Genomic DNA, 15,482 nt, shown 5'->3' with positions numbered 1-15,482 from the left:
TTGTTCTGGTATTAATGTCAGCACTAATGCTGGTTCGAATGCCAGAACATCGCCTGATTTTCCCGATCAGCAAAAACAGCTCACCGGACGCTCACGATTGAAAAGACGATCAAACTGAAATCTTCCCTTCAGATCGTTCAAAGCATCCTGCTTTCGTTGTTTCCCGATGACATCATTTCCGATAGCCATCTCTACTATAACATGACCTATACGCGAGAGATTGCCGACCTGCTTTCGACATTTGACGATGATGAAGCCTTCGTTCCATCTCAAAAGCTTCTCGAACTGTCTCAATTCATGAAATCAGCTGACTACGAGGTAGTTATTCGTGGATCGTCATTGAAAGCTTACAAGGACGCGCTGAAGGATAATCCTGAGACGGTCAAGGATATGAAGCTCCGCTTTCAAGTGATCATGCAGCCTTCCGTTCTATCGGGCTACAAATCCGTCACCATTATGAGCGCTGGTTTCGAACAATCTGAGATGTACTTCGCGTGGCATAAGAAGGTCGATTTCGTTGAAAATGAAGAAATGAAGCCTTTTCTTCGTTCTCTGCCAGAGGATCAAAAAGGGTTGGTTCATATCCTTTACCTATCCGACGAACTGGACACATGGGCGGACTATAAGAGGCTGGGCTATCAGGATTTTCTAAACCGTGTCGCCATGGCTTTTGATGCTGCCTTTCCGAATACGCCGCACATCTACTGTGTAAAGAAAGCCAAGGATGAGGAAGGCAACGCAACCACGCCTTATACGTGGCTCCACGATCAAACCGGCTTGTCGCAGCGCTTAGACCCTTCTGCAAAGGGCATTAACGGCTTCCAGCACTACAATGTCGCCATCCATCTCACTCCGATCAATCCGCCAACTTACGTCTACAACTTCAAGCGTGAGTTTTTCGAGATGCAATCCGATGACGTGAAGATGGCAGTTTCCTATGCCGCACAATACCAGTTCGCCTCCAGAACCAGCTACCGCGATTATTCCAGCACCAGCCACGTCACCATCATCGTGCTTGATCAGCGGTCAGCCATGGCGCTGCACGAGATGTTTGGTGAGGCATGTGCAGGCGAACCAGAGTTCTTCGACATCGGCTTAGAAGAGCTTCAGAGCGAGAAGCCAAAAGCGATGACCGCCAACGAAAGAAGTCAAAAAAGGAACAAGAAAAACAAAATGGAAAGCAACGAAGCGAAAAACCAGTACCAGTACGAAAACTTCCTCATTCGTCAATGGAGCCGCGCCAATTGCGAAGAGCCGATTATCGTTTCTGCGTCATGGCAGGAACTGGTCATGACCATGCAGCACTACTCCAAAAACATCGTGCTGAAGTCGAAATCAGCATGCGCTCAATTGCGAGAAGGCTATTTCATCGATCCAAGCAATCACAAGCTTGTCAGCAACATCCAGACGACGAAGCTCATTCAAATGGATGTGGACAAAGCTAAATGCGACCCGAGCGAACTAAGCGCATTCCTCAAGAAGAACAAGCTCTCGCACATCATCGCCAATAGCTTCAGCAGTCAGCCACTGGACCAGCGCTTCCATCTGTTCATTCCGCTCAATCGGGCTGTGAATGGTGATGACTATCAGAAGATATTCCGCCTCATCAGTGCTGATATCTATCAAAAGTTTGTTGACGCATATGAAATCGATCCAAGTTTCAAGAGCATCAACAAGCGGATTAGCATGCCGTGTGTATCGAATTTCAAAGGTGATCTGTTCATCGACGGGACTGTGTGGACAGACATGATGACGTACAAGGTGTCGTTTCTCGATGTGGAAAGATATCTCAACCGCGTTCAGATCGAATTCGGCTATTCCACGGAAGATGCGGTTTCTTCAGGCAAGATCGCAGACAAGGAAACTGTCGAAGACATCCTGCAAAAATGGTCGATTGCTCCCGGCTTGGGTAAAGGCAGTACGCATTTCTATCAGGCTGGCGTTGATCTGAGGAAGTCTGGGTGTTCCTATGGTGAAGTCATCCAAATCCTAACGGCGAATCGCCACATGTTTGGGCATGGGCAAGACAGAGACGCTGTTCGGGTTGCAGATCATGTCTTCAAGAACAGCAAGACGATTGGGAGCGCGAACGACAACAGTGCCTGTCCCATCGTCCAATCAGCATAGTCAGCCGCGATTAGGTAGTATAGCCAAAACAGCCGTGGGTGTCTCATACCCCCTGCTGCACTTCGCGCTTATTTTCACATGGGTGTCCTGCTGTTTTTATGCGTTCAGGTTTTCCGAAGGAACTTCAGCATCCTCAGTTGCCGAAACCCCAAAATTGAGCGGTGGCAACATATGTACCAGCTTCGGGAACGCCGAATAAATCAGTGCCACTACATCATTCAATCGCTGACGAGCTTCCTCGGTGAGCGGCACTTTGAGCAGCTTCTTTTCAAACGTCGCGACGTAATCATCGCCCCGAACATTCCCGATTATGAATTGCTGCCCGCCATCGATATCGATTGCATGTAATTTGACCTGCTCCAGTGAACCGACTGCTTCAGCTCTATGACCGGCGGCATGGCGGGCGACATTGTAGTGTGGAAACGCCCGTTCCAATTCCCCCGAAGCCTTTCGCAGGTTCTCCGAGAGAGAACCCGCCTTGATGGTTTCGGTGAAGCGCATATTGGTTTTGATGTGCAGCAAGGCTTTACCAACATGAAACAACGTCATGGCTGCGTCTCTGCCTGCCATGTTCTGCCACTGCTGGAGCAGGTGCATGTTATTGTTGAAAACCAGCGTGTTGGGTTCGCTTGTTCGCAGGACGCTCTCGCGAAGGTCGTGTACGTGCCGGTGCAGCGCGACAGCAGACGCGTAGTCGTTCACATACGAACTGAGATTTTGGAGATTGAGCAGAGTAATCATTGACCGTTGCTGCTCTTCCTCAGTGGGAAGTGTTGCAACGAACTCTTTGAGTTCAGCGGCGTCATAAACACCGGGCGTACCGGGCACAAAGCTATGATTCATATTCAATCCCTGTCATTTCGAGATGCAGCCCGTTGTGCGAGCCGATTCACAAGGAATAATAAAAAGGGCAATTACGCCGAAATCCCGGCATGTTTTCCCGGCTCAAATCATATGCCATTATCGGCACAATCGCCGTGTTCTTGGCTCTAACCGAGGCTTTCTCTATTACGGGCTTGGATGCAGAGCGCTTTCCAAATCGCTTATTGAGTTGAACAAGACCAACCGAGCGATTGAGGAAAGCCACGCCAAGGATGTTCGTGATTGATCAACTGGACGCCCTGAGCGGAGAGAGGACGAATACAGCGCGTAGGCATTTTATGGAGAATCGTATGAGTTTAAATGCTCCTAACCGTTGGAAGCAAAAGATCGCCATTTCCGTCGATCAACAATACAGCACGACAGCCGCAAAGCTTTTCGGAACGCCCGCGATACCTACTCAAGGTCGACACAACTTCATATGGGCACGATTCACGTCTCATCGTGGAGACGATGAAAGAGTAGTTTGGAATTTGTCCACCCTGCTCAACGACCTTCCAGAAGACGCTTGGTACATCGACTGGAAAAACTCACGATATTAATCAGCAATCGGTAATCTACCGCATTCAATCGCCATGTTTGCTTTTGGTGTATGGAAGCTTATCTGAAGCGTGGGTCCTGCGGCACTATCAGCCCACCAGCCGTATTTTTCTTTCCAATGACTTCGCGCTTTTTCAATCTCGCGTTTTCGATACCGGGCGGAAAAATAGATGCCAGCATTCGGCACGCCTTCCAGTGTTCATAATTCATTTCTGTCATCCCTGTCAGAACAACAGCCATTGTAAACAGCGTGTTCAACTCGTGCGCTCTTCGAGAAACGGCTTGTTTATCAATCCTTGGATCGCGCTTTAAAATTTCCGCCTCATCCTTCAGGAAATCCGCCTCGGCTTTTTCCATCTCTTGTCGCGACAAATAAGCCGGGAACTGATTTTCTCTGGCTTTGAAGCACGCAAGGAGCAAATCGTGGGCTTCGTAAAGGTCCAGCAACGCCGCGACATTGATGTTGTCGTATTCGGTCATCCCCGCGCCGGTTGCGACGCTGGCGGGCTGTTGCTGATCTTTCTGCGCTTTAGCGTGATCAGTCTTAGCGCTTTTGTTTCCTGAAGCGGGAACTTCGTTTGCGCCGCGTATTTCTCGTTTGTTTTTCAAAGCACGGATATTTTCATCAATGTCTTCATAGCAGGCGTCTGGATCGCCAATCGGATGCTTCGCCAAAGAGTCCCAGGTTCCGGCATTGAAGATCATTGACTCAAGTACACATTGATCGCCATCGCGCCTCGTTGCGATCAGAAGCCGACTGTCCGCACTGTGCTTTAGCGTCATGGGTCCAGCTTCTTCACCGCCATAGGGAAAGCGAAACTGTTGACCGGTCTTGAGATCGCTTACAAAGGCAATAGAACAACTCGACCCGCAGCCGATTTGCGTAATCGCGTACTGACCAGAGAAATTGACGCCTGCCTTCATACCGTTGGAAATGCGAGTGCGAAAAGTGGCGAAGTCGCGGTCCCGCCTGTTGAAATCGGGCAGCCTTACTGGACCCGAGTAGATGCCGGATACAGGGAATCTGTCCATCGATAGGAATGGCAGATCGGAATCCGAGACTACTTCAGTGTCGTCGCCTTCATCCATTCCTTCGTTGTCGAGAGCTTCCTCTTGAGCAACAGCGCGCTCATCCCAGAGCGAAGCCATGAGATCGTATCTTTGATCCAACTCGTCAGCGCTCAGGACCTTAATAGTCGCAATACAGCGGTTTTGACGAACGACCTCGACAAAGCGTGCGCTGCCCTTTTGTCGATAGATGGAAACGATACTGCCGTCTTTACGTCCGACATTCTCCGAATGGGATTTCAAGTCCGCTTTGTGACGCTGAACATCTGCTTCCTTGAGACAAGCAGAATTGGCGGTTATCGCCGATGCGACAACCGCAAAAAACGAAATACCAGAGAGTTTCAAAAACATTGGCGATCTACCAGTTGATCCAAACGTAGAGGCTCATACGGGCGAACATTTCGCCATCAAATTAGACGACCTTCGGTCTGGTGAAGAGTACGAACATCCCAAGAACGATCGCGCCTAGTACCCACACAGTCAGCACCATCGCCATACCGATACCTGTTCCGATTGCCGCTCCGGCTTGTTCCGCACCAGTAAGAGACGCCATATCCTTCGTGGCGGCATTGAAGCCTGCAACAGCCCAGAGCAGCATCAGGGCATTGAAGCCGATGAAGGACCATTTAAACAACTTGCCAAAGAAACCGCGCTTCGGCTTCCGAAGCTGTGTACCGCAAGATGGGCATTTGAATGCCGCATCGCTGACGTTATTATTGCATTCAGGGCAGCTAATAAGCGCCATGGTAAATTCTCCTATTTGGAAATGTCAGTGAATTTGAAAAGGAATTCTGGAGCGGTCATCGCCCCGCGAATGGTGATGCTTTGTTCGAACAAGCCGTCCGATTCAGCACGGATGAAGTTGCCGGAAACTTTCACCTTGTCGCCAGCCGACATGTTCACGAGGGAAGCGTAAAGCGGCGTTCCCTTGTCAATCAGGGTCGAATGCAGGACATCAGAGATCGCGTTGTTCCATGTCGCCAGATCGATGTTTGGCGCGATACGAACGGTGACGACCGCATTGCCGTCACCGTTGGTTTCCAGCGTGCGAAGAGTGCCTGACCATCCATCAACACGAAGCTGTCCACCCACTACTTTCAGGATCGCCATACGACGTTCGTCTCGTAGAACACTTTGCTGAAGCTCGTTTCCAGCAGAGTCGAAACGCTTTTTGTAATCGCTGATTGCCGCGATGAAGCTTGCCTGCTGTTCTGGCAAAGGCGCGGCGGCGGATTTGGCGGCTGATGCAGACGCGGCGGTACTGTTGCCAACCAGTGCGCCTTTCTCTGCTTCACCTGAACCAAGAATTGCGCTGGCAATCCCCAGCACGACGAAACCGCCGACCATCCATTTCAATTTCGAGAAGCGCTTGCCACCCTTACCGCAATGCGGACACGACTTCGCTTTCACCGAAAACTGCTTTCCGCAGTCTTCGCATGTTTTCCATAAACTGTCTGATTTCACTTAGCCCTCTTAAGTCCCTTAAATGCAACCAGTCGTAGGCGGAGTCGCTTGCGCCTTCCCACCATGCAGACACCTCTAATATGGAATTTTTCCATATCGGATTTTTCCATATACTTAAAGAGCCCTTTCAACCGAAGAGGGCTTTTTTCTTGCAAAAAACGATCTGGTCCAAAGGACATCGCGCTCTCATTGACCTCATTATCGAGAAACGGAAAGCGGCTGGGCTAAAGCAAGAAGACGTAGCTAAAGCACTTGGGCTAACACAGCCTTGGGTGGCGCATCTCGAAAGTTACGAACGGCGTGTCGATGTGATTGAGTATGTGCAAATTGCGCGCGTCATCGGATTTGATCCGAGCGCAGAGTTGGCGGCGCTCGCTCCAGTCATTTTAAGTGAACAACCTTAGCTTCAACTCTGCCCGAAGGCAGATAAGGACGCAATTGCCGAGCAAGGCGTTAAGATATGGATCGAAAATCCAGTGGTTCAAAAGGTCGGATATGGTTCACCTGTAATCTCATATACGAAATTGACCGTATACCTTCATACAGCGACGTAAGCCCATACCCGTCACCATAGACCCCACGCATTCCTTTTTGCGAATGTCCCTGTAATTGATCCATAATAGCGCTATCCACACGGCTATCACGACATGCCTGTTCAAAAGAATGCCGCAGCGAGTGCCAGACCTTTTTTGGTCCTTTGATACTTGCCTTGCCCAGAAGCTTGTTGAACATCTTCGACGCATGGCGGTGCCTTTGAGTCGCTGGGCCTATCGGAATGTCCGGAAAGAGCCGGCTTCCGTTTGGAATAGTTTGTACGAAATCTATAAAACCGAGTTCGATGAGCGTCGGATGAGCCGGAATCCGGCGAAGTGAAGATTCGTTCTTAACCCTTTTTCCAGTCTGCTCTTCTTCGTGGTCATTGATGTCGATAAACCAGATGCCGTCCTCACAACCAATATCTTCCCGCATTAGCTGGACGGCTTCCATCAACCTTGCCCCCGCGAACAATGCCAGCAGAGGAACCCAAAAGCGCCCGTGGGAATGCATCGAGATGTCACCGGCATCATACCAAGATTTTTCGGTTCTAACGCCTGTGAAAACCGGGCTTCGGAGGAGCTTATTCAATTCATCAGATGTGAATCCATGCCGCTTGTCTTTCTTGCTACCGTTGCGTGAAGGGGGCGGGATCATTGGCTGCACGATATTCTGGAGAGCGTGATCATATTCGGTACGTGACCAACCGAAGACGATGTTCGCGGCAGTCATGATCTGCCTCACACTTTCGGAAGACAAACCGGATAAACCGAGTTTCTTTGCCTGCTCAGCAATCTGAATTCTGGAAAGTCCCTTTAGCTCCTTCCGCCCATGTGATTGCGGTGGCACAGCAAAAAGCGTGCTCTTCAGAAGACGGATATCGTTCTGGGTATAACGGTTTAAAGGCTTGTCACCGCAGATGTCGATGAATTGTTTGATTTGCGACCGACGAGTAGCATCGGTCTTCGCGCTCCATTTTTTCTCACGACCGACCAGATTGAAGCATTCATTCGAGATGATCGACATAAGGGGAAGATCGCTCGAAGTTGGCTTGCGCATGGAAACTTCAGTTGTACAGAGGCTAATCATTTCATGCGGGAGAAATTCCTGCCATGCATGAAGCGCCTTTAGTTCGGCGTCCATCAACGCTTTAACAAGTGTCGCGCGCCGAACAGTCGACAAATCGGGCATCTGTCGTTTGGCAATTGTATCCCACTCGTGAAAAGCCCCAGTTTCCTTTGCTTGTTTAATAGCTGCCATACGTGCGGTCACGTGAAGCCGATTCACGAGAGACAGAAGGGACGCAAGGTCGTTCTGTTTGCGGCAATCCTCAATGAAGGCATTGTAGCCAATAGGAACGCTGATCTGATGCAGATAGGCTTCAAGATCATCAGAGGCAGCCCGAAAAGCCGCCGATCTTCGTTCCATTTCCTCCGCTTCGACCGAATTAGCATGATCAGCGACAATACGTTTGAAGGCAGGCTTACCCTTCACTCGCGATCCACTGCTCGAAGCGAATAACACCAAATCATCGTTATGGTCAGTCCGAAACTGAGCAAAACCATTATCCACATCAACAATTACTGCAGGAAGCCGCCGAACAGCGTCTCTAAAATCGCGTGTCTTGAGGGATATTTGCTCGATCTGCTTGCCATACAAAGAACGAATGTCAGCAGGCACCTTGACCCGATGATAATAATAGCCATTCGGATGCAAATAAAGGCGATGACGTTTTAGCATTTCGGACCGAATGACTTTCACACCGGTATCAAAATCGGTGTGAAAAAGCTGCGTTAAGATCCGAAATTCAACAAAATCAAAGCAAAAGAGTGCGATCCACGGCGACCGATGGAGATTTACGATCCTGGGTGCCTACAAATGTAGGTGGGCGCCATGTGTCCAGCCCCACGGGACTGGCCAGGGACAGCTCCCTTTGGATCGAGTATGGCCCCAGGGATTGTGGTTCCTGTCGGGAAGCGCAGAACGCCTCTTAGATATAGGACGTATCCAACCAAACCACCAGAGGGCCACGAACGAATTTTGTTGCTGGAAAGCTTTGCCGGCGATCAATGCGCCGCAGGCTTTGGCCGCGCCAGGAGTTTTTCGGTAATACCGTTCAGACGGTCGGCCAGATCGCTGATGGCAACGGCAACCATCTCGTCCGATCTTGCCTTGTGTTCGGCCATACCGTCGCGGTTGCGAGAAAGGGACGCTATTTCCCCCTCCAGCTTTTCGATCTTGCGGTTGAGCTCGGAAAGTTCGTCCATCACCATGATGCCCGACATGACGGTCAATCGCAGATCACCGATTTCGCCGAACTGGCTCTTTAGATGCCCCACATAACGGTCAAAACGGGTAGCGAGGTCGGTCAGGTGCTCTTCCTGCCCTGCCTCGCAAGCCATGCGGTAGGCCTTGCCGTCGATCATAACAGTAACTTGCGCCATGAAACCGCTCCCTATCGATCCAGCACCGCGCGAATCGTCTCCATCGCCGTCACCAGACGGCGGGAAACCTCGCGGTTGACTTCTTCGAGACGATTGGCGCGAAACTCGGCCTGGTCCAGCTCGTGCGCGAGCCTTGCGCGATCGACATGGACCCGCTTGACCTCGTTATCGATTTCGCCCGTCTCCCTTTGCCGTTCGATACGCATATCGATGGCATTTTCGAGATTTGTGATGGCAGCGCTCAGCTCCGTCACCGCAGATTGTACGGTCTTCTCAGCCGACATCGTTTTTTCCAACTCGCAAGTAACCGGCCGAATCGTCCGGTTTCAGGCCTTTTCAACATCCAAGAGGTTATTACCCGATTTATCATCACGTCAATCAAACCAGTGCATTGAGGCGTTTTGCTCTGTGGATGAACGAGGAAACGGCGACACATATCGCACGATTTTTCTCGAGACACCCGTTTTGCTAAACGATTTTTATCCTTGAGAGAACCGCAATTGCCCGTGGATTTATTGACTTGCCTGCCTCACCTGCTATGGATCAACCCGCTTTTTGGATAGTTGCGTAAAACTATCTCCCTTCACCCGGAAACAGACGGAAAAGCCATGATTTCTCGCGACAAACACGACCGGATGGCCAATGCAATCCGCTTTCTTGCCATGGATGCAGTAGAGAAGGCCAACTCCGGCCATCCCGGCCTGCCGATGGGCGCAGCTGATGTCGCCACTGTTCTTTTCACCCGCTTTTTGAAGTTCGATCCCAAGAGCTCGTTGTGGCCGGATCGTGACCGCTTCGTGCTGTCTGCGGGCCATGGTTCGATGTTGCTTTACTCGCTGCTCTATTTGACGGGCTACGAGGACATGACTATCGACGAGATCAAGCGTTTCCGTCAGTTCGGCTCCAAGACCGCCGGCCATCCCGAATATGGCCACGCGACCGGCATCGAAACGACGACCGGCCCGCTCGGCCAGGGCATCGCCAACGCCGTTGGCATGGCAATCGCCGAACGCAAGCTGGAAGAAGAATTCGGCTCCGATCTGCAGAACCACTTCACATATGTGCTGTGTGGTGACGGCTGCCTCATGGAAGGCATCAGCCATGAAGCCATCGCGCTTGCCGGCCACCTGAAGCTCAACAAGCTCGTTCTGTTCTGGGATGACAACAACATCACCATCGACGGTGAAGTTGGCCTTTCCGACAGCACCGACCAGATCGCCCGCTTCCAGGCTGTTCACTGGAACACCATACGCGTCGACGGCCATGATCCGGATGCGATTGCCGCCGCGATCGAAGCTGCACATAAATCCGACCGCCCGACCTTCATCGCCTGCAAGACCGTGATCGGTTTCGGCGCACCCAACAAGCAGGGTACCCACAAGGTTCACGGCAACCCGCTGGGCGCCGAAGAAATCGCCGCCGCCCGCAAGAGCCTCAACTGGGAAGCCGAAGCTTTCGTCATTCCGGAAGACGTGCTGGATGCATGGCGTCTCGCCGGCCTGCGCTCGACCAAGACCCGTCAGGACTGGGAAGCCCGTCTCGAAGCCACTGAAGCCGGCAAGAAGGCCGAATTCAAGCGCCGCTTCGCCGGCGATCTGCCCGGCAACTTCGACAGCGCGATCGATGCCTTCAAGAAGAAGATCATCGAGAACAACCCGACCGTTGCGACCCGCAAGGCCTCGGAAGACTCGCTTGAAGTCATCAACGGCATCCTGCCGGAAATGATCGGCGGCTCGGCCGACCTGACGCCGTCCAACAACACCAAGACCAGCCAGATGAAGTCCATCACGCCGACGGACTTCTCCGGCCGGTACCTGCATTACGGCATCCGCGAACACGGCATGGCAGCAGCGATGAACGGTATCGCACTGCATGGCGGTCTCATTCCCTATGCCGGCGGCTTCCTGATCTTCTCGGACTATTGCCGTCCGTCGATCCGTCTGGCTGCCCTGATGGGCATCCGCGTCGTCCACGTTCTGACGCATGATTCCATCGGCGTCGGCGAAGACGGCCCGACCCACCAGCCGGTGGAGCAGATCGCCGCGCTGCGCGCCATCCCGAACCTGCTCGTCTTCCGCCCGGCGGATGAAACCGAGACGGCGGAATGCTGGCAGCTGGCGCTTGAGCAGAAGCATCGTCCTTCGGCACTGGCGCTCACCCGCCAGAACCTTGCGCCTTCGCGCAAGGAATACGAAGAAAAGAACCTTTCCGCTTACGGCGCCTACGAACTCGTATCCGCAAGCGATGCCAAGGTTTCGATCTTTGCATCCGGCTCGGAAGTGGAAGTAGCGCTCAAGGCTGCAGCGACGCTGAAGGACAAGGGCGTTTCCGCCCGCGTCGTTTCCGTTCCCTGCTTCGAGCTCTTCAAGGAACAGCCGGAAACCTACCGCAACGCCATCATCGGCAAGGCTCCGGTCAAAATTGCGGTGGAAGCCGCCATCCGCCAGGGCTGGGATTACTTCATCGGCTCCGACGGCGCTTTCGTCGGCATGCATTCCTTTGGTGCGTCCGCGCCGGCGAAGGATCTCTTCAAGCACTTCGGCATCACGGCGGAAGCTGTCGTCGCCGCAGTCGAGGCAAAACTTGCATGAGGGCTTCCCAAGCCCTCACATTCCGCAAAGACCAAGCACATATCTTGTTCGGGAGACTATAAATGACTGTAAAAGTTGCCATTAACGGCTTTGGCCGCATCGGCCGCAATGTTCTGCGTGCCATCGTCGAATCCGGCCGCACCGATATCGAAGTCGTTGCCATCAACGACCTCGGCCCGGTTGAAACCAACGCCCACCTGCTGCGCTACGATTCGATCCACGGCAAGTTCCCGGCAGATGTGAAGGTCGAAGGCGACACGATCATCGTTGGCGGCGGCAAGCCGATCAAGGTTACGGCCGTTCGCGATCCGGCAACGCTGCCGCACAAGGAACTGGGTGTCGACATCGCGCTCGAGTGCACCGGCATCTTCACCGCCCGCGACAAGGCCGCTGCCCACCTGACGGCAGGCGCCAAGCGCGTCATCGTTTCCGCTCCTGCTGACGGCGCTGACCTCACGGTTGTCTTCGGCGTCAACGACGATCAGCTGACGAAAGACCATCTGGTCATTTCCAACGCGTCCTGCACCACCAACTGCCTCGTGCCAGTTGTGAAGGTTCTCGATGACGTCGTTGGCATCGATCACGGCTTCATGACAACGATCCACTCCTACACGGGCGACCAGCCGACGCTGGACACCATGCACAAGGATCTGTACCGCGCCCGCGCCGCAGCCCTTTCCATGATCCCGACCTCGACGGGTGCAGCCAAGGCCGTTGGCCTCGTTCTGCCGCACCTCAAGGGCAAGCTGGACGGTACGTCGATCCGCGTTCCGACCCCGAACGTTTCGGTCGTCGATTTCAAGTTCATCGCCAAGCGCGACACGACGGTTGAGGAAGTCAACGAAGCAATCAAGTCCGCTTCCAACGGCAAGCTGAAGGGCATTCTCGGCTACACCGAAGAGCCTTTGGTCTCCCGCGACTTCAACCACGACAGCCACTCCTCGATCTTCGCGATCGATCAGACCAAGGTCATGGAAGGCAAGTTCGTGCGCGTTCTTTCCTGGTACGACAACGAGTGGGGCTTCTCCAACCGCATGTCGGATACGGCCGTCGCATTTGCGAAGACCATCTGAACAAGCACCACGGTTCGCGAATTACGAAAAACCGGCAGGCGCAATCCTGCCGGTTTTTCTTTGCCAAAAAATTGCCGGCGGGACGAGGGACCCGCCGGTATCGCTCCTGAAGCAAGGCGGGGCGTTTCGGATCGAAAACCATCGCCCGGCAAGAGGCGCATGAGACCAAACCGACCAAGTCTGATGAACTGCACAACCCGTTATTTCTTGTTGTTGATGATAATCTGATCCGAACTGCTACCGCTCCAGATCGTATCGAAAGTCTGTTGCCTCAAATCGCTTTGCTGCATGGAAAGCTTCATCATGCAGTCAGCGAAATCACGCGAACCTTCAGGGTAACCAAACACCCGGCAACGCTCGCGTTGGGCGGCCATGTTTTCAGCCGTCTGTTCCGTGCTAGAACAGCCCGAAACAATTGGGCCGACCGCCAGCAAGGCAATAAATATAGTAATGGATTTCCGTTTCATCCGATCGCTCCGGTCATGGTGAAAGCAACTCGGACGCGACAACTAACGTAGCTGCATTGTCTCTATGTTACGTCGAAACGCCGGCATGCGAATTGTTTGCGCGAAACATCCACAGCACTACACGCCATGAACGTTTCGTCCGGGCGCCGAAAAAAATCCCATTTCCTGCCTTCGTCTGGTCCACTTTGAAACGGACAAGAAGAACAGGGACAACGGTCGTGCGCAATGCACTTCGGCCCTGCCGTATCATTCGATACACCCCGCCTTGCGTCGCCTTTCATCGCCACCCACAACAGCGCTGACAGACCGCAACCCGTGGCGCATTGACTGCAAACGTGCAGGGCATTGATTGCGACGGCCAGCGCGGTTTGAAAGAGGCGGTGGACGTGGAATCATTTTATCTTCTGTTGCTGGTGGCAACTGTTCTGGTTCTCGTCGCAGCGTTCTCAAGCCTCATCGCCTTCCGGTTCGGCGCACCGCTCCTGCTGCTCTTCCTGATGATTGGCCTTGCGGCAGGCGTGGATGGCCTCGGTATCCAGTTCACCAACAATCCGCTCGCCTATATGCTCGGCTCGCTCGTTCTCGCCGTCATCCTTTTCGATTCCGGTTTCGGTACGTCGATACAATCCTTCCGGCTTTCGGCAGCGCCCGCCGTCGCCCTCGCCACCGTCGGCGTCATCCTCACATCCGTGTTTTTCGCAGGCGCTGCCGCCCTGCTGCTCGGACTGTCGTGGCTGGAAGGCCTGCTGCTCGGCGCCATCGTCGCTTCTACGGATGCGGCAGCCGTATTCTTTCTCTTGCGCATCGGCGGCATTCATATCCGCGATCAGGTCCGCTCAACGCTTGAGGTCGAATCCGGCACCAATGATCCCATGGCGATTTTCCTCACCGTCGCGCTGGTCGAGATCATCGCCAAGGGACAGGGACTGGCCGGCATCGACACCGGCTTCCTGCTGCTGTTCGTCGAGGAAATGGGTCTCGGTGTTATTTTCGGCCTGCTCGGCGGCGTCATGATCGCAACAGTCGTCAACCGTTTCGCTGCCGACCGCGGGCTGGCGCCGATCTTCGTGCTGGCTCTTGCCCTGCTGGTCTTCTCCTTCACCGGCGCTATTGGCGGCAGTGGATTTCTTGCGGTCTATGTGGCGGGCATCGTTGCCGGCAACCGCCGGATTTTTGCGAAGGAGACCATCCGCCGTTTCCATGAAGGGCTGACCTGGCTTGCCCAGATCATCATGTTCCTGATGCTCGGCCTTCTGGCAACGCCATCGCAATTTCCAGCGATTGCCATTCCGGCCGTGCTGCTTGCGCTTTTCCTGATCTTTGTCGCCCGCCCGCTTGCGGTGTGGCTCAGCCTCATGCCCTTCAACTATACCCAGCAGGAAACCTCCTTCGTGGCATGGGTGGGCCTTCGTGGAGCGGTTTCCATCCTGCTTGCCATCATGCCCATTCTTGGCGGGCTGGACGATGCGCAAATCTATTTCAATGCCGCCTTCATCATCGTGCTCGTGTCGCTTCTGCTGCAAGGCTGGACCATCAAGCCGGTGGCAACACGGCTCGGGCTGATCGTGCCGCCGCGCATGGGTGATGTCGACAAACTGGAAGTGGACCTTCCCGGCACTGCCAATCACGAACTGATTTCCTACCGCGTGGCCAAAGGCAGCGCCATCATGCAGGGCGAGCGAATTCCCCGCTGGGCGATGCCTTCGCTCGTCGTGCGTGATGGCAAATCCATTCGCTACCAATATGCCGGGCGCCTGCGCGAGAATGATCTCGTCTATCTTTTTATCGCGCCCGGTTATACGCGGCTGATCGACCGGCTGTTTGCAAGCGCCCTGCCGGTTGCGGATGACGACGCCGATTTCTTCGGAATCTTTGCAATCTCTCCCGCGCGTCCGGCCACGGAGCTTGACGCCGCCTACGGCCCCGGCCTTATTTCGGCCAACGAGCATGCCATGAGCATCGCGGAACTGATCGAGGCGCGCCTTTCTGGCAAGGCAGATTATGCCGACCGGGTGCGCCTTGGTTCTATTGTTCTCATCGTTCGGGCGCTGGACGAACATGAGGCGATTACCGGGATCGGAATTTCGCTTGAGCCGGTCGAACCGGCTATCGGCCTACCGATCTTTATCAGCTTTTCGGAAATTCTCCGCCGCGTGCGCGCTTATCTGGCGCAGCGACGCCAGTCGGGCTCCACCGCTGCCGGCAAGGGCATTTCCGCGCCTTCAGACGAGGCAAGAGAAAATGAGGCCTGACCGGCTTGCGTCGGCAATCAGGCATAGTATGGTCCGTCCCGAA

At 53.7% G+C, this 15,482-nt stretch carries 13 protein-coding genes and 1 other RNA gene; 5 read left to right on the top strand and 9 right to left on the bottom strand.

Going from position 1 to position 15,482, the window contains the following annotated elements; all coding sequences use genetic code 11:
* Positions 1 to 201: 201 nt before the first annotated feature.
* The gene (locus FB593_RS20280) at positions 202 to 2,127 is read left to right on the top strand and encodes a hypothetical protein (RefSeq protein ID WP_145166866.1); all 1,926 of its coding nucleotides are present in this window, start codon (positions 202 to 204) and stop codon (positions 2,125 to 2,127) included.
* 96 nt (positions 2,128 to 2,223) lie between these two features.
* On the opposite strand, the gene FB593_RS20275 is transcribed toward FB593_RS20280, so the two are convergent.
* From FB593_RS20275 to FB593_RS20260, 4 genes are all read right to left on the bottom strand, one after another.
* A complete protein-coding gene (locus tag FB593_RS20275; RefSeq protein ID WP_145166865.1) occupies positions 2,224 to 2,970 on the bottom strand; it encodes a hypothetical protein in 747 nt (248 codons plus the stop codon).
* A gap of 636 nt (positions 2,971 to 3,606) precedes the next feature.
* The gene (locus tag FB593_RS20270) at positions 3,607 to 4,965 is read right to left on the bottom strand and encodes a hypothetical protein (protein WP_145166864.1); all 1,359 of its coding nucleotides are present in this window, start codon (positions 4,963 to 4,965) and stop codon (positions 3,607 to 3,609) included.
* Between the two features lie 61 nt (positions 4,966 to 5,026).
* A complete protein-coding gene (locus FB593_RS20265) occupies positions 5,027 to 5,359 on the bottom strand; it encodes a zinc ribbon domain-containing protein (protein WP_137086399.1) in 333 nt (110 codons plus the stop codon).
* 11 nt (positions 5,360 to 5,370) lie between these two features.
* Positions 5,371 to 6,078 carry an FmdB family zinc ribbon protein gene (locus FB593_RS20260; protein ID WP_145166863.1) on the bottom strand — a complete coding sequence of 236 codons (708 nt, stop codon included), beginning with the start codon at positions 6,076 to 6,078 and terminating at the stop codon, positions 5,371 to 5,373.
* Positions 6,079 to 6,158: 80 nt separating this feature from the next.
* Here FB593_RS20260 and FB593_RS20255 point away from each other — a divergent pair, with 80 nt between their 5' ends.
* Positions 6,159 to 6,482 carry a helix-turn-helix domain-containing protein gene (locus FB593_RS20255; RefSeq protein WP_145166862.1) on the top strand — a complete coding sequence of 108 codons (324 nt, stop codon included), beginning with the start codon at positions 6,159 to 6,161 and terminating at the stop codon, positions 6,480 to 6,482.
* Between the two features lie 49 nt (positions 6,483 to 6,531).
* Here FB593_RS20255 and FB593_RS20250 read toward each other — a convergent pair whose 3' ends face one another.
* From FB593_RS20250 to FB593_RS20235, 4 genes are all read right to left on the bottom strand, one after another.
* Positions 6,532 to 8,373: a DUF6538 domain-containing protein gene (locus FB593_RS20250; protein ID WP_145166861.1), complete on the bottom strand. Its 1,842-nt coding sequence runs from the start codon at positions 8,371 to 8,373 to the stop codon at positions 6,532 to 6,534.
* Positions 8,374 to 8,441: 68 nt separating this feature from the next.
* Positions 8,442 to 8,600: non-coding RNA, 6S RNA (ssrS, locus tag FB593_RS20245), on the bottom strand.
* Positions 8,601 to 8,678: 78 nt separating this feature from the next.
* Positions 8,679 to 9,056, bottom strand: coding sequence for a cell division protein ZapA (locus FB593_RS20240; protein WP_003511406.1), 378 nt, complete (start codon positions 9,054 to 9,056; stop codon positions 8,679 to 8,681).
* A gap of 11 nt (positions 9,057 to 9,067) precedes the next feature.
* Positions 9,068 to 9,340: a DUF4164 domain-containing protein gene (locus FB593_RS20235; protein ID WP_003511407.1), complete on the bottom strand. Its 273-nt coding sequence runs from the start codon at positions 9,338 to 9,340 to the stop codon at positions 9,068 to 9,070.
* 324 nt (positions 9,341 to 9,664) lie between these two features.
* Between FB593_RS20235 and tkt the strand changes: the two genes are divergently transcribed.
* Together tkt and gap are read left to right on the top strand one after the other, a co-directional pair.
* Positions 9,665 to 11,647, top strand: a complete 1,983-nt coding sequence (tkt, locus tag FB593_RS20230; RefSeq protein ID WP_019564906.1) for a transketolase — start codon at positions 9,665 to 9,667, stop codon at positions 11,645 to 11,647.
* Positions 11,648 to 11,709: 62 nt separating this feature from the next.
* Positions 11,710 to 12,720: a type I glyceraldehyde-3-phosphate dehydrogenase gene (gene gap / locus FB593_RS20225; RefSeq protein WP_003511409.1), complete on the top strand. Its 1,011-nt coding sequence runs from the start codon at positions 11,710 to 11,712 to the stop codon at positions 12,718 to 12,720.
* A gap of 200 nt (positions 12,721 to 12,920) precedes the next feature.
* Here the strand turns inward: gap and FB593_RS20220 are convergent, their stop codons facing one another.
* Positions 12,921 to 13,187: a hypothetical protein gene (locus FB593_RS20220; protein WP_003511410.1), complete on the bottom strand. Its 267-nt coding sequence runs from the start codon at positions 13,185 to 13,187 to the stop codon at positions 12,921 to 12,923.
* A gap of 386 nt (positions 13,188 to 13,573) precedes the next feature.
* Between FB593_RS20220 and FB593_RS20210 the strand changes: the two genes are divergently transcribed.
* A complete protein-coding gene (locus tag FB593_RS20210; RefSeq protein ID WP_026330715.1) occupies positions 13,574 to 15,439 on the top strand; it encodes a potassium/proton antiporter in 1,866 nt (621 codons plus the stop codon).
* Positions 15,440 to 15,482 lie beyond the last annotated feature (43 nt).

The sequence above is a fragment of the Rhizobium sp. SJZ105 genome (genome assembly GCF_007828365.1).
Classification (GTDB): Bacteria; Pseudomonadota; Alphaproteobacteria; order Rhizobiales; family Rhizobiaceae; genus Agrobacterium; species Agrobacterium tumefaciens.
Note: the sequence above shows the minus strand (reverse complement) of the source record. Positions and strands in the feature narration are given on the sequence as shown.